Origin of the sequence: Natrinema amylolyticum (genome assembly GCF_020515625.1) — an archaeon.
Lineage (GTDB): Archaea > Halobacteriota > Halobacteria > Halobacteriales > Natrialbaceae > Natrinema > Natrinema amylolyticum.
Map to the genome: position 1 here is coordinate 1,619,221 of NZ_JAIWPJ010000001.1, position 17,266 is coordinate 1,636,486.

General features: G+C 66.5%; 17 protein-coding genes. 6 read left to right on the plus strand and 11 right to left on the minus strand.

Going from position 1 to position 17,266, the window contains the following annotated elements; all coding sequences use genetic code 11:
* Positions 1-119 precede the first annotated feature (119 nt).
* Together LDH66_RS07925 and LDH66_RS07930 are read left to right on the plus strand one after the other, a co-directional pair.
* Complete coding sequence (locus LDH66_RS07925; protein WP_226480512.1) at positions 120-1,007, plus strand: homoserine kinase; 888 nt, start codon at positions 120-122, stop codon at positions 1,005-1,007.
* 6 nt (positions 1,008-1,013) lie between these two features.
* Entirely contained in the window at positions 1,014-1,376 is a 363-nt protein-coding gene (locus LDH66_RS07930) for a hypothetical protein (RefSeq protein ID WP_226480513.1), read from the plus strand.
* A gap of 10 nt (positions 1,377-1,386) precedes the next feature.
* Here LDH66_RS07930 and LDH66_RS07935 read toward each other — a convergent pair whose 3' ends face one another.
* The 3 genes from LDH66_RS07935 to LDH66_RS07945 form a co-directional block, all read right to left on the minus strand.
* On the minus strand, positions 1,387-2,163 hold the full coding sequence (locus tag LDH66_RS07935) for a hypothetical protein (RefSeq protein ID WP_226480514.1): 777 nt from the start codon (positions 2,161-2,163) through the stop codon (positions 1,387-1,389).
* A gap of 93 nt (positions 2,164-2,256) precedes the next feature.
* Positions 2,257-3,165 (minus strand): pyridoxal 5'-phosphate synthase lyase subunit PdxS, encoded by a 909-nt coding sequence (gene pdxS, locus LDH66_RS07940; RefSeq protein ID WP_226480515.1) that lies wholly within the window; start codon positions 3,163-3,165, stop codon positions 2,257-2,259.
* Between the two features lie 121 nt (positions 3,166-3,286).
* Positions 3,287-4,048: an acetoacetate decarboxylase family protein gene (locus tag LDH66_RS07945; protein WP_226480516.1), complete on the minus strand. Its 762-nt coding sequence runs from the start codon at positions 4,046-4,048 to the stop codon at positions 3,287-3,289.
* Between the two features lie 95 nt (positions 4,049-4,143).
* On the opposite strand from LDH66_RS07945, the gene LDH66_RS07950 reads away from it, so the two are divergent.
* Positions 4,144-4,848 carry a DUF1405 domain-containing protein gene (locus LDH66_RS07950; protein WP_226480517.1) on the plus strand — a complete coding sequence of 235 codons (705 nt, stop codon included), beginning with the start codon at positions 4,144-4,146 and terminating at the stop codon, positions 4,846-4,848.
* 29 nt (positions 4,849-4,877) lie between these two features.
* Here LDH66_RS07950 and LDH66_RS07955 read toward each other — a convergent pair whose 3' ends face one another.
* The 8 genes from LDH66_RS07955 to LDH66_RS07990 form a co-directional block, all read right to left on the minus strand.
* Entirely contained in the window at positions 4,878-5,228 is a 351-nt protein-coding gene (locus LDH66_RS07955; protein WP_226480518.1) for a DUF7344 domain-containing protein, read from the minus strand.
* Positions 5,229-5,441: 213 nt separating this feature from the next.
* Positions 5,442-8,102 (minus strand): valine--tRNA ligase, encoded by a 2,661-nt coding sequence (locus LDH66_RS07960; RefSeq protein ID WP_319004351.1) that lies wholly within the window; start codon positions 8,100-8,102, stop codon positions 5,442-5,444.
* 306 nt (positions 8,103-8,408) lie between these two features.
* Positions 8,409-9,932 (minus strand): NAD(P)H-dependent oxidoreductase, encoded by a 1,524-nt coding sequence (locus LDH66_RS07965; protein WP_226480520.1) that lies wholly within the window; start codon positions 9,930-9,932, stop codon positions 8,409-8,411.
* A 124-nt stretch (positions 9,933-10,056) separates the two neighbouring features.
* The gene (locus LDH66_RS07970) at positions 10,057-10,962 is read right to left on the minus strand and encodes an HFX_2341 family transcriptional regulator (RefSeq protein WP_226480521.1); all 906 of its coding nucleotides are present in this window, start codon (positions 10,960-10,962) and stop codon (positions 10,057-10,059) included.
* A 172-nt stretch (positions 10,963-11,134) separates the two neighbouring features.
* Entirely contained in the window at positions 11,135-11,362 is a 228-nt protein-coding gene (locus LDH66_RS07975) for a DUF7860 family protein (protein ID WP_226480522.1), read from the minus strand.
* Positions 11,363-11,409: 47 nt separating this feature from the next.
* Positions 11,410-12,054 (minus strand): DUF6517 family protein, encoded by a 645-nt coding sequence (locus tag LDH66_RS07980; RefSeq protein ID WP_226480523.1) that lies wholly within the window; start codon positions 12,052-12,054, stop codon positions 11,410-11,412.
* Positions 12,055-12,104: 50 nt separating this feature from the next.
* Positions 12,105-13,592: a sodium:solute symporter family protein gene (locus tag LDH66_RS07985; RefSeq protein ID WP_226480524.1), complete on the minus strand. Its 1,488-nt coding sequence runs from the start codon at positions 13,590-13,592 to the stop codon at positions 12,105-12,107.
* Positions 13,589-13,876, minus strand: a complete 288-nt coding sequence (locus LDH66_RS07990; protein ID WP_226480525.1) for a DUF3311 domain-containing protein — start codon at positions 13,874-13,876, stop codon at positions 13,589-13,591. Before LDH66_RS07990 ends, LDH66_RS07985 begins: the two co-directional genes overlap by 4 nt.
* A 177-nt stretch (positions 13,877-14,053) precedes the next feature.
* Between LDH66_RS07990 and LDH66_RS07995 the strand changes: the two genes are divergently transcribed.
* From LDH66_RS07995 to dnaG, 3 genes are all read left to right on the plus strand, one after another.
* Positions 14,054-14,917, plus strand: a complete 864-nt coding sequence (locus tag LDH66_RS07995; protein WP_226480526.1) for an ArsR/SmtB family transcription factor — start codon at positions 14,054-14,056, stop codon at positions 14,915-14,917.
* 193 nt (positions 14,918-15,110) lie between these two features.
* Complete coding sequence (locus LDH66_RS08000; RefSeq protein ID WP_226480527.1) at positions 15,111-15,530, plus strand: ester cyclase; 420 nt, start codon at positions 15,111-15,113, stop codon at positions 15,528-15,530.
* A gap of 217 nt (positions 15,531-15,747) precedes the next feature.
* Positions 15,748-17,247, plus strand: coding sequence for a DNA primase DnaG (gene dnaG / locus LDH66_RS08005; RefSeq protein WP_226480528.1), 1,500 nt, complete (start codon positions 15,748-15,750; stop codon positions 17,245-17,247).
* Positions 17,248-17,266: the final 19 nt, after the last annotated feature.

Consider the following 17,266-nt stretch of genomic DNA (forward strand, 5'->3'; position numbering starts at 1 on the left):
ATCGCTGCGCTCGCCTCGAGTCGAAGCGCGGCGCGGTCGGCCGACGTGTCCGCGGCGCGGCCGGCATATCAGCGGTGTCGTTCGCTACCTTTTTGACTGCCGTCTGGAAAGGAATCGGCATGCTCACCGTGCGGGCACCCGCGACGAGTGCGAACCTCGGGAGTGGCTTCGATGTCTTCGGCGTCGCTCTCGGGACGCCCGCCGACGTCGTCCGAGTCGAACGCGCGCCCGAGACGAGGATTACGGTCACCGGTGCCGGCAGCGAGTACATCCCGGAAGACCCGAAGAAGAACACCGTCGGCGCGGTCGCGGAGGCGCTCGACGCTCCGGCGCGCATCCGGATCGACAAGGGCGTTCGGCCGTCCTCGGGGCTGGGATCGTCGGCCGCGAGCGCGGCCGCCGCCGCCGTCGCGCTGAACGAACTCTACGATCGGGGGCGCTCTCGCGAGGAACTCGTCCCCGTGGCCGCCGAGGGCGAGGCGCTCGTCTCCGGGGAAGCACACGCGGACAACGTTGCGCCCTCCCTGCTCGGCGGCTTCACCGTCGTCACCGACGACGACGTCACGCAGGTGGACGCGTCCGTCCCCGTCGTCGCCTGCCTGCCGGAAATTTCCGTGTCCACGCGCGACGCGCGCGGCGTCGTTCCCGACTCGGCCACCATGGACGACGTCGTCGACACCGTCGGCAACGCCGCGACGCTGACCGTCGGCATGACGCGAGACGATCCCGATCTCGTCGGTCGAGGGATGAACGACGCGATCGTCACACCCGAACGGACCAAGCTGATCCACGGCTACGAACGGGTTCGCGAGGCCGCCCTCGAGGCGGGCGCGACCGGCGTCACCGTCAGCGGTGCCGGCCCGGGAATCCTCGCGGTCTGTCACCGCCGCGACCAGCGGGCGATCGCCTCGGCGATGGTCGACGCCTTCGACGCGGCCGGCGTCGAGAGTCGGGCCTACCAGACCGCCGTCGGGCAGGGTGCGACGCTGTACCGAGACGACTCGTAGCCGCGGATGGGAACGAGAACCGACGGCGCCCTCGCACTGATCGCGCTCGCCGCGTTCCTGGGTCTCGTCGTCCTCGCCGATGTGTCGCTCTCACTGCGTTTCCTGCTCGTCGGCGGTATCGCGACGATCACCTTCGAACTGCTCGCCGCTCGAGACCCGTCGCTCGTTCGGTACTACTGGGAACGACGGCCCGTCCAACTCGCGTCGCTCGCGCTGGCGATCGGCGGAGCCGCCGTCGGCGCTCGAACCGCGCCGGTCCCGGTACTGTCGCTGTGCTGTGGTGCGACGATAACCTATCTGGTCTTTCTCGCGCTCCTCCGAACGGGTATTATTCCGCCGCTCGAGACGTGGTGGGAGTCGGACGCGTAACGGTGGCGGCTCACTTCGAGCGCGCGGCCGTCTTCCAGCGGCGCCCGTAGATCCGCGGGAGAGCGTCGACTTTCGCGTGTCGAACGGTGGCCGGGACGGTCGACACTCTCGTGGAAACGCTGTCCGGGAGCGGACCGTACGGCACCGACGAGACGGCAGTCGGATTTTTCGAGACCGGTTTCCGACCGGCGTAGCCGGGACCGCGCCCGGTCGACTCGTACAGTTTCTCGAACGTGGAATGGGCCTCGACGACGCCCTTTCGTGCAGTTCGAGCGGCCTCCTTCGCTTCTTGCTGAAGCGCCGCGTTCGTCGCCTCCGGCGTCACGTCGTCGACGAACCGGCGGATCTCGGCTGCCGCCTCGGAGTCGCCGGACGTTTCGAACGCGTCGGGGCTGACGACGTCCTCGAGTTCCGTCCGGAGCTGTCGCAGCTCTCGCAGGAAATCGGCGATATCGACGGTGTTCCAGAGTTCTCGCAGCTCGATGACGTCCCCGATCGTACTGAGATCCACTGCCAGGTCCGGATCCCGATCGCGCATCGCGTTCGGGAGTTCGTCTAGCCGGACGAGACCCGGTAGCTCCGACACGTCGACGGCGGCCGGCAACCGCTCGAGATCCGTCGTCTCGAGGAGGTCCTCGACTTCCGCGACGACGTCCAGGAGTTCCGTTATCACCGCCCGCCTCTCGTCCGATCCGTCGGCTGCGGCTTCGCGGAGCAACCGCTCGGTTCCATCCGTGATTCGGGCGACGAACTGCTCGGCACTGGTCGGAGACGTGTCCCGGCTCATGGAGCCAGTACGTCGTATACGGAGAAAATGAGCGTGCTTGCCTGTCAGTCGCAGTTCCGGAGCGTCAGCGAACGGAAACGGGTCCTGCGTCAGTCAGACGCCCCGGCCCTGCATCTTCTCTTCCTCGGGGAGGTCGGCGTTCGCGTCGCCTTTCATGCTCTTACCGAGGTTCTTCGAGATCTCCGCGAGCGTCTCGGGGTCGTCCCAGTTGTTCGTCGCCTCGACGATCGCTTCGGCCATCTCGGGCGGGTTCTCCGCGCCGAAGATGCCGCTGCCGACGAAGATGCCGTCGCACTCGTGGTGCATCATGAGCGCGGCGTCGGCGGGCGTCGCGATGCCGCCCGCGGCGAAGTTGACGACGGGAAGTCGTCCCATCTCGGCGGTCTCGTGGACCAGTTCCGCGGGCGCTTCGATCTCGCGGGCGAACGCTTCCCGTTCCTCGTGGCTCATCCCCTCGAGTTTCCGGATCGCGCCCTTGATCGTGCGCTGGTGGTGGACGGCCTGATTCACGTCGCCGGTGCCGGCCTCGCCCTTCGTTCGGATCATCGCCGCACCCTCGTCGATCCGGCGCAGCGCCTCGCCGAGGTCGCGCGCGCCACAGACGAACGGCGCGGTGAAGTCGCGCTTGTCGATGTGGTAGGCGTCGTCCGCGGGCGTGAGCACCTCTGACTCGTCAATCATGTCCACGCCGACGGCCTCGAGGATCTGGGCCTCCTTCGTGTGGCCGATGCGGGATTTGCCCATGACGGGGATCGAGACCGACTCGACGATCTCCGCGACGTCGGCGGGGTCGGCCATCCGGGCCACGCCGCCGCGCTTGCGGATATCCGCGGGGACGGCTTCGAGCGCCATCACGGCGACCGCGCCGGCCTCTTCGGCGATACGGGCCTGTTCGGGATCGACGACGTCCATGATGACGCCGCCCTTCTGCATCCGTGCGAAGCCGCGCTTGACGAGATCGGTCCCGCGCCGCAGTTCCTCGAGATCGGTGTTGTCGGTCATACGCCGCGGTTAGGAGCCCCCGCACTTACGCGTGTTCTTTGGGGCCGATTCGGCCGGGGGAACCGAAATCGTTCGGTGGGTCCCTCTACCGAATCGCGATCGGCCGCTCGATCGGGCCGCCTCAGCCGTCCGGCCGCTCGCCCTCGAACAGGCGCGCTCGAACGTCCGAGCCGTACAGCCGTGCGAGCGGCCGTCGCCACAGTCCGAGTTCGCGGGCCAGTTCCGACGTGACCTCGAGGCAGGTGCCGATCGAGGGCCCGAGTCCGATCGCCACGTCGCCTCGAATCCAGGCCGGCGTCCGCAGGAGATTCCTGTCTTTCCGCGTGTAGCTGGCCATCGTCCAGTCACGCGCTCGCGGCCCGAGACGGGGTCGCGCGACCTCGAGCCGGACGGACTCGTCCCCGTAGCGACCGCCGTCGACGACAGTGCGGATCCCGTCCGGGCCGTCGGACACCGTGATATCGGCCCGTTCCTTGGGATAGCCCCAGATCTCGCGCCCGAGCGCGACCGAGGGCTCGGTCGTCACCGGGAGCCAGTGAACGTAGCCGCCGAGTTCGCTGCCCGCGAGCCCTGCGAGCGGGAGGGTCGTTCGACTCCCGCGGCCGCGGATCGCCGGGATGATGACCGCGAACTCGTCGTACGGCTCGAGTCCCGTCTCATCCTGCTGTCCACCACCGACCCGGTGGTACTGGATCCCGGCGAGCGTCGCGCAGCCGATACCGGGTGCGATCGCGAGCGCGGAGAGCTCGTCCGGCAGGGCTGCCTCGAGCCGGCCGCGACGGGCGGGAACGGTGACGCCACCCATCGCGAACGACAGCTCGAGCGGGAGTTCGATCTCGTGGCCGGTCGAAAGCCGTCGTCGCGTCCGTTCGACCGTCGTCATGTCAGACGGTACGACGGGTCCTGTGATAGTAGTACGCGTCGGGCTCGCCGTCGAGACCGCTACTGTTTTGCGGGTTCCGGCCGTCGCGCCGGACAATGACCGCGTCGACTCGGCTGTCCGATCGCGAGCGGCCCGACGACACGTCGCTCCCGGCGTATCTCGCGCCCGTCCCGACGACGCTCGAGGACCTCGGCCTGCGGTTCGCGTGGCTCGTCGTGGCGATCAACCTCGCGGGAACGGCCTTCGGCTTCTGGTACTACTCCGGCCAGTTCGCGGAGACCACGGCCGCGCTCTGGCCCTGGGTGCCGGACAGTCCGCTCGCGACGCTGTTCGTCGCGCTGGCGATCGGCGCGTGGAAGCTGGGCCGCGAACAGCCGTGGCTCACGGCACTGGCCTTCTTCGGGAACATCGTACTCGGTCTCTGGACGCCGTACACGCTGCTCGCGTTCGCGGACTCCTACGCGTACCTCCACCCGGTGATGTACCAGTTCCTCTTCTGGAGCCACCTCGCGATGGTCGTCCAGGCCTTCGTCCTCCACCGGATCTCCGACTTTCCGGTGTGGGCCGTCGCCGTCGCCGCCGTCTGGTACTGGAGCAACCTCATCGTCGACTACTTCGTCCCCGTCGTCGGCGACCCACACCACACGATCATCCCCGTCGAACGAGGGACGGCCATGTTCCTCGAGGCCGACGCGCTCGGCGTGATCGCCGCCGGCGAAGTGACGTTCGTCCTCCTCGCGCTGTTTCTCGCGCTCGCGACGCGAGTCAAAAAGTGTGAATCGGCCCGGAGCCGGCCGTAGCTGCCGGCCCGAGCAGCGCCGACTCCGTCCTACAGGTCGTCGACGTACGCGAGCTCGAGGTACGGGTCCAGCGAGCGGGCTGCGGTCCGGCGTTCGATCGTCCCGGCGTCCGCGTCGTAGCGCAGGACCTTCGAGTCGATCAGCTTCCGCAGGTGGTTGTGGTGGAACGTGACGGCGATCCGTTCGATTCCGTCGCGGTCGGCATCCTCTCGATCGGCGATCCGATCGACGAGGTCCTCGAGACTGATCGCCCCCACTCTCCGGGAGAGGTAGTACAACGCGTACCGGCGATGTTCGTCGTACAGGAGCTCGAAGATCGTGTTCGAGGGAAGAGACCCGTCGGTCTCCACGGATTTCGCGTCCGAGATATCTGTCATCATGGTGCGCTGTACTCGGCTTACACGGCGGCAACCGACGCATCGGCTCTCATCGACTTCGGCAGAGTACGGGTCACGATTGGACGAGGGCGTTATAACCGTTCAGTTACTCCCCGCCGATTTCTTCAACGACCCGCGACAGTCAGCGATATCGGACCGAAGGAGGGACTGAACGGACACAACAGACCGAGTCGTCTCCGAGAGACGGTGAGAGGATTACTCGAGGATGAGGACCGCCGACTCGGTCTCGATCATCTCGCCGTCACCCGAGTAGGTCCGCTCGAGTTCGACCTCGAAGAGGTCGTCTTCGAGTTCCTCGCCGGCGACTCGGAGGACTCCGGCGTCGTCGTCAATTTCGTACTCGCCACTCTCGATGCCGGCGTCGATCTCGCCGACCTTCGACCCGAACTTCGGACCGAGTGTCGAGTAGTCGAGGTCGATCTCGGCGACCTCGGTCGTGATCTCCGGCTGTTCCTCGAGCACCGTGAGATCCCGAACGTGCATCACGTTCCGGATCGCGTCCTCGAAGCCCTCGATGGAACCGTAGACGGCCACCGACTCGAGGTCGGCGTTCAGCGGCAACTGGTTCTCGCTCTTGTAGCGTCGCAGCGCGGAGATGACCTCCATGGCCGTCTCGCCGGCCTCGAGGTCGGCCTCGTAGCCCTGCGGAGCGGGCCAGTCGCGGACGTGGATGCTGGTTTCGTCGAGGTCGCCCTCACCGTCCGCGTAGACGGCCTGCCAGATCTCCTCCGTCGCGTGGGGCAGGAACGGGGCCCACAGCTCGAGGAAGGTTCGATGGGCGGTCCGCAGCGCGTACTGGGTCGACGGATTGTCTTCGCGCGTCTTGGCGATCTCGAGGTAGTCGTCGCAGAAGGTGTTCCAGAAGAACGTTCGGAGGCGGTCGCGGGCCTTCGCGAACTCGTAGTCCTCGAGGTGGGCGGTGAGATCGTCGACGGCGTCGTCGAGTTCCGCGAGGAGCCAGCGATCGATCGCCTCGAGTTCGGCCGGCTCGTCGGGGTGGGCGGGCGCGAGCGTGTCGACGAGCTTCGAGGCGTTCCAGAGCTTTCGCAGGAGCTTCTCGCCGGCGGTCAGGTCCTTCTCCTGGTACGGGAAGTCGTCGCCGACAGCGGCGCTGGCGGCCCAGAACCGGACGGCGTCGACGGGATACTCGGACAGCACCTCGTCGGGCTCGACGACGTTGCCCCGCGACTTGGACATCTTCTCGCGGTTCTCGTCTAAGACGTGGCCGTTGATCATCGTCGCGTCGAAGGGCACCTCGCCGGTGTGCTCGTAGCACTTGACGATGGTGTGGAACAGCCAGAACGAGATGATGTCGTGGCCCTGCGGGCGGAGATCGAAGGGGTAGAGCTCGGGGTTGTCCATCGTGAACGCCTCGCTCTCGGCGTCCCAGTCCCAGCCGGCGTTGATCAGCGGCGTCAGCGAGGAGGTCGCCCACGTGTCGAAGACGTCCTCCTCGGCCTCGAACTCGTCGTGGCCGCATTCGGGACAGCTGTCGACTGGGGGCTCGTCCGAGAGCGGGTCCACCGGAAGGTCCTCCCGCTCGGCCATGACCGGATGGTCGCAGTCCGCACAGTACCAGACCGGGAACGGAATCCCCGAGTCGCGCTGGCGCGAGATCAGCCAGTCCCACTCGAGGCCCTCGATCCAATGCTCGTAGCGGGTGAACATCTTCTCGGGGTACCAGTCCATCTCCCGGCCGGCCTCGAGGTACTCCTCCTTGTGGTCCAGAATCTCGACGTACCACTGCTTGGAGACGCGGTACTCGACGGCGGTGTCACAGCGTTCGTGGACCTGCACGGCGTGGGTAATCTCCCAGCGGTCGCGGAGGGAGCCCTCGTCTTCTAAGTCCTCGACGATGGCCTCGCGGGCCTCCTCGGTGGACATGCCCTCGTAGTCGCCAGCGAGGTCGGTCATCGTCGCGGACTCGTCGATGGCGACGCGGAGCGGCAGGTCGTGGGCCTGGTACCACTCGATGTCGTTCTGGTCGCCGAAGGTACAGCACATCACGACGCCGCTGCCCTTCTCCATGTCGACGCGCTCGTCCTCGATGATCGGCACCTCGTGGCCGAAGATCGGAATCCGAGCGGTCTCACCGACGAGGTCCTGATTCTCCTCGTCGTCCGGATGGACGAAGACGGAGACGCAGGCCGGGATGAGTTCCGGCCGCGTCGTCGAGATGACGAATTCCTCGCGCGGGGCGTCTTCTCCCACGAGTTCGAACGCGATGTCGTTGAAGTGCGAGCCTCGTTCGTCGTCCTCCATCTCGACCTGCGAGATGGCCGTCTCGCAGTCGGGACACCAGATCGCGGGCGCTTTCTTCCGGTACTCGCGGCCCTTCTCGTAGAGGTCGAGGAAGGAGAGCTGCGAAATGCGCTGGACGCGGGGTTCGATCGTCTTGTAGGTGTTGTTCCAGTCGATCGAGGTCCCGAGGTTCTGCATCTTGCGGGTAAAGTCGGCCTCGTACTCCTCGCAGACCTCGCGGCAGAGTTGTTGGAACTCGCGGCGTTCGTAGTCTTGATGGCGGATGTCCAGTTCCGATTCGGTCAGCCGCTCGCTCGCGATTCCGTTGTCGTCGTAGCCGAACGGAAAGAGCACGTCGCCGTCGTGCATCCGCTGGAATCGCGCGGCGAAGTCCTGCAAGGTGGAGCCGTAGAGGTGGCCCATGTGCAGGCTGCCCGAGACCGTCGGCGGCGGCGTGTCGATCGAGTAGACGGTGTTCGGGTCCCGCTTCTCGTCGCCCTCGTAGGCGTAGACATCCGCGTCGATCCAGCGCCGCTGCCAGCGCGACTCGACCGATTCGGGGTCGTAGCCGCCCTCAAGGCTGGGCTCGTCGTCCGCGTGTTCCGGCGAATCCATGCTCATGCTCTCACCGCCCGTCGCGGGCGTCGTCGATACGTCGTCCGAAAGTGCAGTTGGCTATCGTCCATAGAGCGGTCGTTGCTCGGTGAATGCTGGTCGGCGACAATACATCCGTCGAAACGGGGTGGGGAAGGTGGGGCTACAGCGCCCCTACGAAAACAGCGTCACGCGGGCCATCGAACGGCACGGCCGTCACCGCGACGGACTGGCTCATACGTGCGAAGTCGGGCGGCGACCGTGTTAGATGTTTCGCGTCTCAGCGGGCGCGATCGGATGGCCGACGGGCCGCTCGAGCGGACGGAATCACAGCAGTTCGACCAGCGGCACGACGCCGAACCAGACGATATAGGCCAGCGACGCGGCCATCAGCCCGTCGATCCGGCCCGGCATCGCGGACGCCTCGAGACGGTCGCGGACCAGCCAGGCGATCGCCACCGCGTGGGGGACGCTGAGGGCGACGAGCGGGCCGTAGGCACGGGGGATCACCGCGAGCGCGTACAGGAGAACGCCGGTCGCGGCGGCGAGCAGCGCGGTTGCGGTCGCCACCGTCCCGGCCCCGTCGATACCGAGCCGAACGGCCAGGGTCACCTTGCCGGCGGCGCGGTCAGCCTCGTAGTCCGGGACGCCCGCGAGCGTGATCGACGGCAGGATCGACAGGAGGAAGGGAATCCCCAGCAGCCACGGGACCGGGTCGAGCCACGAGCCGCCGAGAAAGACGAATCCGCAGAGCAGGACGCCGACGCTGTGGGTCACGGCGACGTCGAGTTCGCCGAGCGTGCGATAGGAGAGCTGTAGGGGCGGTACCGTGTACCCGAGCGCCAGCACTGCGAGGACCCCCATCGCGGCGGTCATCGCGAGCAGCGAGCCGGCACCGAACACGAGAACGGCGAGGGCCGCGACTGCAGCGAGTGCGAGGGCATTTCGAACGCCGCCGCGGAGGTCTGAACGCTCGAGTTCGCCCTCGACGAGCACTCGAGAACCCCCCGTAAACGGGCCCGCGAACGTGTTCCGTCGATCCGTCTCGTAATCGAAGTGCTCGTTGCTCAACACCGTCGCCGCCTCGAGGCAGAACAGGAAGCAAAACCCGAGCCAGTAGACCGCCGAGGAGAACGCGTCGCTCGGGCCGGTCGCCGCCAGCGCGCCGACAGTGTAGGCGATCCACGCCATCGGATAGAACTGGAGCCGAAGCGCTTTGAGCCACGTCGTGAGCCGTCGCTTCGTTCGCGTCGCCGGCGGCTCTGGCCCGTCGGCGAGACTGCGGCCCAGCCGCGTCGCTTTCTCGAGCCACGCCTCTCGCTTCTCGGGACTCGAGTCCTCGACCGGACCCAGATTCGTGACGCGCGTGGTCCGGATGCCGGCGTATCCCAGCGTCGCGCGCTTGATCGCGTTGGTGCCGGGCCGTCTGAGGAGACACCGATAGATCAGCGGGGGGACGTCCATGGTCACGATCAGTTCGGCGGTCGTATCGCTCAGCAGCTCCCGATGGCCCGCGCCCTCGCCCTCCTCGTAAAACGAGAACGCGAATCCGGGGGTGAAGGTGCGGTCGAAAAAGCCCTTGAGCAGCGCGGGCATCGTCCCCCACCAGTTCGGATAGACGAACGCGAGGTGGTCGGCCCACTCGATGCGCTGCTGGGCGTCGGCGAGATCGTCCTCGAGCGGTTGCTCTTCGGGGCTCTCGGTCCGGACGTGGGGATCGAACTCGAGGTCGGCGAGGTCGAGTCGGCGGACGTCGACGCCCGCCTCGCAGGCCCCCTCCTGATACGCGTCGGCCAACCCACCGCAGAAGCTGTCGGTTCTGGGATGGCCCAGAACGACCAGCACGTTCATTCCGAATTGGGGTTCCAGACGAACCGTTGTAAGCGTACGTCCGGCACTGCTCGTCGGAGCCGACACGGCGGGCGCGCCGCCGCGTTCGAGAGGGGGAGTCCATCGTCGCCGTCGCGGCGATCGACTAGTCGTCTGTCTCGTCGTCCGAGTGGGCTCGCACCCATAACTCGCCGATCCGCGAGAGTCGCGTCCGGTAGGACTTGCCGTGCTCTTCGCGCTCGATGTACCCCTTCCCGCCGGGACCTAGCCGGTCGACGTTGTAGATGACTTTCGACCGGAAGCTGTCGGTGTACTCCTCGTTCAACTCGCGGGCCAGCGACTCGGCGAGTTCCGAGACGGAGTCGAACTCGCCGTCCTCGCCGAGTTTGTAGAGAATGAGTTCCTCGAAGGGCTTGACGTTCGAGAAGGAGGCGACCGGCAACTCGACGATGTGCTTGCCGTCGATCTCCTTCGCGCCGATGGTCGTCCCGCGCTCGTCGAACTCGTCTAGCAGGTCTCGGGCGCTCTCGAGGCGACTCACGATCCGGTCGTTCTCGATCCCGTCGTCGGCCCGCTGGAGGTCCTCGAGCAGGGCGATCTGTTCGCGCAGTTCCTCGGCGAGTTCGGTCTCCAGGTACTTCTCGGGGGCAGTGTAGTAGGTGTGAATCCCCTCGCGGTCCTCCTGGCGTTCGACCATCAGCGAGTGAGCGGCGTTGGCGAAGGCGAAGCTCACGGTCCGGGGCATCGCGGCGACGTTGACCCAGACCTCGTTGCCGGCGTCGAGCTCCGCCGTGATGAGCTCGTAGGCCTGCTCGAAGGCGTCGTCGTAGTCGTAGACGTCCTCCAAGACGAACCGCTCGGTCTCGGCCCCCAGCAGGTTCTTGAAGTCCGTCTCGAGTTTCTTCGAGAGGTGCCGAGAGTACTCGACGTTGGCCTCGCTGCCGACCGCGCCCTCGAGCAGGATGACGCTGTCGACATCGATCTGATCGCGCACCAGGGGCGCGATCAGCCGGTCGTAGTCGAACCCGACCGGGACGATGTGGGTTTGCATATCCGATACGTGGGCGGGTATTTATAAAAAACACCAGTTTCGGGACTGTTGGCGATCCGCAACCGGAACGTCTCGAACCCAGTCGCGGACGAACACCGCAGCGGAAGTCGAGCGAACGAGCGACGAATCGTCGGAGTCTGCGTTCGACCGGCAGTTCGAATCGTCGGTCGCGCTATTCGATCAGTGGCATGACGATACCGAAGACGAACGGGGAGGCGAACCCGATCGCGAAGCCGATCATCGTCAGCGCGAAAAACAGCGTGTTCTCCCACTGCGGGAGCGATCCGAACACCGCGTGCCCGACCAGTTCGCTGCCAGCCCCGACGACGAAGAGGGCGAGCCCGAGGAAGAACCCCGTTTTCGCCATCTCCGGGTAATCGCGGCCGCTATAGTGAGCCATACCGGGAGGTCGATGTGCGGTCAATTAATCATTTCGACAGAAGCCGATCAGTCGTCGTCCGAACCCTCGAGTTCGAGCCCCCGGAACAGATCGACGATCCCCTCGCGGTCCCGAGCGGGATCGATATCGAGCGCGGCCGCGAGCAGGTCCTCGCCGTCGGGGGCCTCGAGCGGGAGGATCCCGCCGGCCATCACGTACGCGTCGGCGGCGGGCCAGACAGCGACGTGGGCTTCGGCGTCGATCGTCTCGGGTTCGCCGTCGGCCTCGTCACCGCCGTCGGCCGCCGCGTCCGAGTCGACCGGATACGCGGCCTCAAGGACGGTGAGGTGACCGACCGCCCCGTCCGGCCGATCGATGTATTCAGTCGTTCGCTCCGCGCCGACGTCGATCCCGTCGTCCTCGAGCGTGTCGGCGAACTGATCGCGGACTTTCGGGGCGGCCATCTCGAGGGCGTCGCCGGGATCGAGCCCGACGACCGAGAGGGAGGGGCTGATGTCGAGATCGACGGTGAACAGCGACCGCGCCGGGATGTCGCCATCCGTGCGGAGCCGCTCGAGCGCGTCGGCGGTCGGTCGGTGTTCGAAGACGGTCGTCTCGGCGGTGACCGTCGCCAGCGAGAGGCTTCGCTCGTCGGTTCGGCTGCCGAGACGACGCCAGTCGTCGGCGATTGCGGGCGGTAGGTCGATAGCCATTGACAGCGCGTATGCGGCCGGGGCCGTTCAGCGTGGCGGTTCGAACGCCGTCAGTCGGCACCGAGTCGATCGAAGTAGATCGCGCGCCGCTCGGCGGCCGCCGGCGAGGTCACCAGCGAAATGACGACAGTGACGACGAGTCCGAGCCCCATCCCAACGATGCCGGCCGACCAGCCGGCGTAGGAGTTGGGGACGATCGCGAGGAAGAGGCTCGAGATGTAGAAGGCCTGGCTCGTCACCACTCCCGCAGTGATGCCGGCTCGCGTAATCTTGCGCCAGTAGAGCGCGAGCAGGACGGGTAACGCGAGTTGGGCGAAGCCGCTGAAGGCCGCGTCGCCGAGTTCGAACAGCCCCGCCGGCCGGAACAGGCTGACGAGGAACGCCGCGCTCGCAAAGACCACGACGCCGCCGCGGGCGATCAGATCCTCCTGGCGCTCGGAGAGGCGGACGCCGAAGAACGCGGCGATCGGTCTGACGAGGTCCCGCGTGAAGTACGACGAGCCCGACAGCAGCATCGAGTCCGAGGACGACATCATCGCGGCCATCGCGCCGGCGATGACGAGCGCGGCGAACCAGGTCGGCGTGTACTCGGCGAGGACGGCCGGCAGAATGTTGCCGCTGTCGGGCATCGGGACGCCGAGACCGGCGGCCCACGCGCCGAGCATGAACGAGGGGACGAACAGCAGGACACAGAGGACCGGCCAGAGGGCGAAGGAACGTTTGAGCACGGTTTTCGAGCTCGCGGCGAAGAAGCGCTGGTTGACCTGCGGGAACATCGCGACGCCGAAGCCGATCGTGATCGCCGTCGAGAGGATCCACGGGACCGTGTAGATGCCGCCCCCGAGCGAGAGGAAGCCGCCGGTCTCCGGGTTCGACGCGAGCGCCGCCGTCGCAGCGTCGGGCCCGCCGACGGCTGCGAGCACCCAGAGCAGCGCGACCCAGGTCGTGACGAGCATGAACGCGCCCTGCAGCGTGTCGGTCCAGGCGATCCCGCGCATTCCGGCGACGACGACGTAGAGGATCATGAACGCGGTGATTAGTCCGGCTCCGGCGGCGTAGGGAACAGCGCCTTCGGTCAGCGCCTCGAGCGCGGTGCCGGCTCCGACCTGCTGGAGCATGACGTAGGGAAAGAGCCAGAGCAGGCTGACGCCGGCGACGAGCCCGCGGAGCCACCGGGATCCGAAGCGGTCGCCCAGCATCTCGCCGAGGGTCACGTAGCCGTACCGCTGGCCGAGCAGCCACTGCTTGTAGCCGATGACGTACCAGAGGACGGCGAAGATGATGCCGTCCATCAGGCCCATGACGAGGATCCACTCGGGGCCCTGCGCGTACGCGATGTTCGGCCCGGCGAAGAAGGTGAACGCCGACAGCAGCGTCGCGAAGGTCGTAAAGAGGAGGACGACCGTCCCGAGCGTTCGGCTCGCGAGATAGAAGTCCTCGGCCGTGCGGTCGGTCAGCCGGTAGGCGATCAGCCCGACCGCGAGGGCGACCAGGAGGTAGCCGACGATAATCGACAGCTGGAGCGTGACCGCTCTCACGGCGAGTCACCCCCGGTTCCGCCGTCTCGAGTGCGGTCGGCTCGGACCGGTCCTCGGCCGCGCGAGCCGCCGTCGCGCTCGTCGGGTTCGATACCGATCCCCCAGGCGCGCTGCGTGAACAGCCAGAAGACGACCGATGCGGTCCCCATCCAACCGATGTGCCACCACAGCCAGACCGGAAGTCCGGCGACGACAGTCGCCGACCCCCACAGGAACCACGGAATCGCGAGTCCGGCGAGGACGAGTCCGACGACGATCCAGAGCCCCAATTCGTTCCGGCGCATGCATGACACTTCGTCCCGACGTGGGTAATTCTTACTATTCGAATGCCGATATCGAAGAGAATTATTCATCGATCTAACTCGCCGGTCTCGTCTGGCGGTTTTCGATAGCTGAAATCGCTCTTTCACCGAGGAAAAAGAGTATATGTGTTTGACATCGAATAGGAATCGAACCACGATATGGCCCGTCTCTTCCCCTTTCGCTCCGACACGGCCGCCGAAGAGGGCCAGCCCCGCGTTGTCGACCTCGAGGGCGAGGACGCCGACGCGGTGTTCGGCGCGCTCTCCTCGACGACGGCCCGTGAGATCTACTCGCGTCTCGACGACGAACCCGGCACGCCGAGCGACGTCGCCGACGCGGTCGACTCCTCGATCCAGAACGTCCGATATCACTTGGAGAATCTCGAGGACGCCGGCCTCGTCGAGATCGTCGACACCTGGTACTCCTCGCGCGGCAACGAGATGAGCGTCTACGCAACTACCGACGGGCCGCTGATCGTGACGAGCGACGAGTCGCGAGCGAGCCAGTTGAAGGAGGCGCTCTCGCGGTTGATCGGCGGGATCGGCGTATTGGCCGGCGGTAGTTTGCTCGTCCAATACGCGATGACGCGGTGGCTCGCGCCGACCGGAACGGGAGCGACGGCGAACGGCGGCGCAGAGTCGGCGGGATCGGACGGTGGACGCGACGGCGAGTCGTCTCAGGAGACCGACGACGGGGCAGCGGACGGCTCGAGTTCGGAGCCGACCGAACAGCACGAGAGCGACGAGTTCAGTGCTGCGGACACCGAAACGACGGACCGCGGCTCGGCCGACGGCGCCAGCGGCGGCGATGCGGGGACGACGGAGTCGGCCGATGACCCGGGAGCGACGGATCCGACGCTGGACGCCGACAACGAGACGCTCCAGAACGCCACCGACGGCGGCGCGGAGGCGATCGAGACGGTGTTCGGAACCGTCCCGCCGGGACTGCTCTTCTTCCTCGGCGGGTTGGTCGTTCTCCTCGCGATCACGGTCTACTGGTACTGGTATCGGCCGGCGTATTGAGTGACGGGCGGCGCGGGGGACGCGCGGTTCGGATTGCGGTACGGGGGACGACACGCTTCGGACTGCGACGTGGGCGCAGATATCCTTCAGACCATTGTCGCTCCCGTCGACTGCTCGCGCTATAGTTACCGCGTATGCTCAAGGAATTGTCTTATGCTACCATATATCATAGTCGGTTTCGGGGTGGGAGACAGTGGCCAAAACAACGGTAGACCCCGAACAGCTCGTCAACCAGTACGTCGAGATTTGGAACGAACAGGAGTTCTCGAGGCTATCGGACGTCGTCGCCGAATCGTTCACCTTCACGTCACCGACGACGGGGACGATAGAGGGGCGCGAGAACGTCGAGGCGTACGCTCGCGACGTCGTAGAAGGCTTTCCTGACTTCGAGATAACCGTCCACGAGATGCTCGCCGACGAGACGCTCGTCATGTCCGAAGGGACGCTCTCGGGGACTCACGAGGGAGCATTCGACGGCATCGAACCGACCCACGAGACGCTCGAGATTCGTGACATGGCGAGGTTCGTCGTCGAAGACGGCAAGCTTCAGGAAGAGCGGGCGTTCTTCGACCGACACGAGTTCCTCGAGCAGCTCGGACTCCTCGAGGAGTGACCGGCGCTCTCCTCTTTTCGACGCCGTCGCGTTTTCGGTCCCGGTGCGGCCAGTTCGCAGTCGTCGCGACCGCCCGTCGCGTCTCGCGGTCCGCGGAACCGCGGCGACCGGTGGATTCGGAGGTCAACAGCTATTTGCCGCTCACGAACGAAATCCTATATAAATCGGTCTCCGACGCGATTCCCGCGTCATCGCCCCTCGCGGGGACAGATCTCCAATGGAAGACACTTCGAAATACCTCATCCACGCGGACGTCACGGCTGACGGGGTCGTCGAGCGCAGCGACGTCGTCGGCGCGATCTTCGGGCAGACGGAAGGTCTGCTCGGCGACGACCTCGACCTCCGCGACCTCCGGCAGTCCGGCAAAGTCGGCCGCATCGACGTCGAAATCGCGAGCACCGGGGGTCAGTCCCACGGTCAGGTGACGATCGCCACCAGCCTCGATAAAGTCGAAACCGCCACCCTCGCCGCCTCCCTCGAGACGATCACCCGGGTCGGTCCCTGTCGGGCCGACCTCGAGGTGCGCGAAATCGAGGACGTCCGGGCGGCGAAGCGCAAGGAAGTCGTCGATCGTGCGAAGGAACTCCTCCGGACGGGCTTCGACGACACGATCATGTCCTCCGAAGAGATCCTCGCGGAGGTCCGCCAGCACGTCCGCGTCGAGGACATCACCGAGTACGAGGGGCTGCCCGCCGGTCCCCGCGTGACGGACAGCGACGCCATCATCGTCGTCGAGGGCCGCTCCGACGTGCTCACCATGCTCAAGTACGGCATCAAGAACGCGATCGCGGTTGAGGGGACGAACATTCCCGATTCCGTGGCCGAACTCACCCGCCACCGGACCGTCACCGCCTTCCTCGACGGCGACCGCGGCGGCGATCTGATCCTCGAGGAACTCGCGCAGGTCGGCGACATCGATTACGTCGCCTTCGCTCCCGCCGACAACTCCGTCGAGGATCTCGACCACCACGAACTGTTCGCCGCGCTTCGGAACAAGGTCCCCTACGAGACCGTCTCGGAACTGAACGAACCCCGGGAAGCCGTCGCCGCGACGGATGGCAGTTCGTCGCCCGCACCGCGGCCCTCCGAACCCGCGGCCGCGTCGCCGAAGACCATCGACGAAGGGCCGACCGGGCCCGACGGCGATTCGAACGACCAGACCGAGCCGTCCGCCGGCGCGAACGAGTCGGCCGCGGTGGCCGACTCGAGTGACACCGGTTCGACGACCGAGGCGACGGCGGAACCGGCGGCGAGAGCGAAGACCGAACGGGCGGACGCGGAGCCGACGTCGAACGGGTCCCAGTCCCCGGCACAGCGAACCGAGAGGGTCGAGAGCGGATCGGCCACCGAAGAACCCGGCAACGAGAGCGGATCCAATGCCGCGACCGATGCGGCGGACGGTCCTCAAACCGTCTACGGCCACGCGACCGCCGTCATCCGGTCGGAAACCGACCGCGTTCGGTTCCTCGATGCCGACGGTGAGACGATCGACGAAGTCGACGCGTCTGATACGTACAGCGCCCTCGAGGACGTCGAGACGGTGCCGACGACGGTCGTACTCGACGACATTCTCGGCCAGCAGCTACTGGATCTGGCGGCCGATCGCGGCGTCGAGCGGATCATCGCACGCTCGCTCGGACAGTTCACCAAGCGCCCGACCGGGATTCGGATCCACGCGGTCGACGAGATCGCCGAACGGCCGCCGGAGAGAAACTGATTGCCACCCCGGTTCTCCG

Bases quoted from the DNA above. Each gene is read 5' to 3' on its own strand.
- LDH66_RS07995 (WP_226480526.1), top strand. From the start codon at position 14,054: ATGGCCCGTCTCTTCCCCTTTCGCTCCGACACGGCCGCCGAAGAGGGC.
- pdxS (WP_226480515.1), bottom strand. From the start codon at position 3,165: ATGACCGACAACACCGATCTCGAGGAACTGCGGCGCGGGACCGATCTC.
- LDH66_RS07945 (WP_226480516.1), bottom strand. From the start codon at position 4,048: ATGACGACGGTCGAACGGACGCGACGACGGCTTTCGACCGGCCACGAG.
- LDH66_RS07970 (WP_226480521.1), bottom strand. From the start codon at position 10,962: ATGCAAACCCACATCGTCCCGGTCGGGTTCGACTACGACCGGCTGATC.
- LDH66_RS07965 (WP_226480520.1), bottom strand. From the start codon at position 9,932: ATGAACGTGCTGGTCGTTCTGGGCCATCCCAGAACCGACAGCTTCTGC.
- LDH66_RS07935 (WP_226480514.1), bottom strand. From the start codon at position 2,163: ATGAGCCGGGACACGTCTCCGACCAGTGCCGAGCAGTTCGTCGCCCGA.
- LDH66_RS07960 (WP_319004351.1), bottom strand. From the start codon at position 8,102: ATGGATTCGCCGGAACACGCGGACGACGAGCCCAGCCTTGAGGGCGGC.
- LDH66_RS07980 (WP_226480523.1), bottom strand. From the start codon at position 12,054: ATGGCTATCGACCTACCGCCCGCAATCGCCGACGACTGGCGTCGTCTC.
- LDH66_RS07925 (WP_226480512.1), top strand. From the start codon at position 120: ATGCTCACCGTGCGGGCACCCGCGACGAGTGCGAACCTCGGGAGTGGC.
- LDH66_RS07930 (WP_226480513.1), top strand. From the start codon at position 1,014: ATGGGAACGAGAACCGACGGCGCCCTCGCACTGATCGCGCTCGCCGCG.
- LDH66_RS07990 (WP_226480525.1), bottom strand. From the start codon at position 13,876: ATGCGCCGGAACGAATTGGGGCTCTGGATCGTCGTCGGACTCGTCCTC.
- LDH66_RS07955 (WP_226480518.1), bottom strand. From the start codon at position 5,228: ATGATGACAGATATCTCGGACGCGAAATCCGTGGAGACCGACGGGTCT.
- dnaG (WP_226480528.1), top strand. From the start codon at position 15,748: ATGGAAGACACTTCGAAATACCTCATCCACGCGGACGTCACGGCTGAC.
- LDH66_RS07975 (WP_226480522.1), bottom strand. From the start codon at position 11,362: ATGGCTCACTATAGCGGCCGCGATTACCCGGAGATGGCGAAAACGGGG.
- LDH66_RS07950 (WP_226480517.1), top strand. From the start codon at position 4,144: ATGACCGCGTCGACTCGGCTGTCCGATCGCGAGCGGCCCGACGACACG.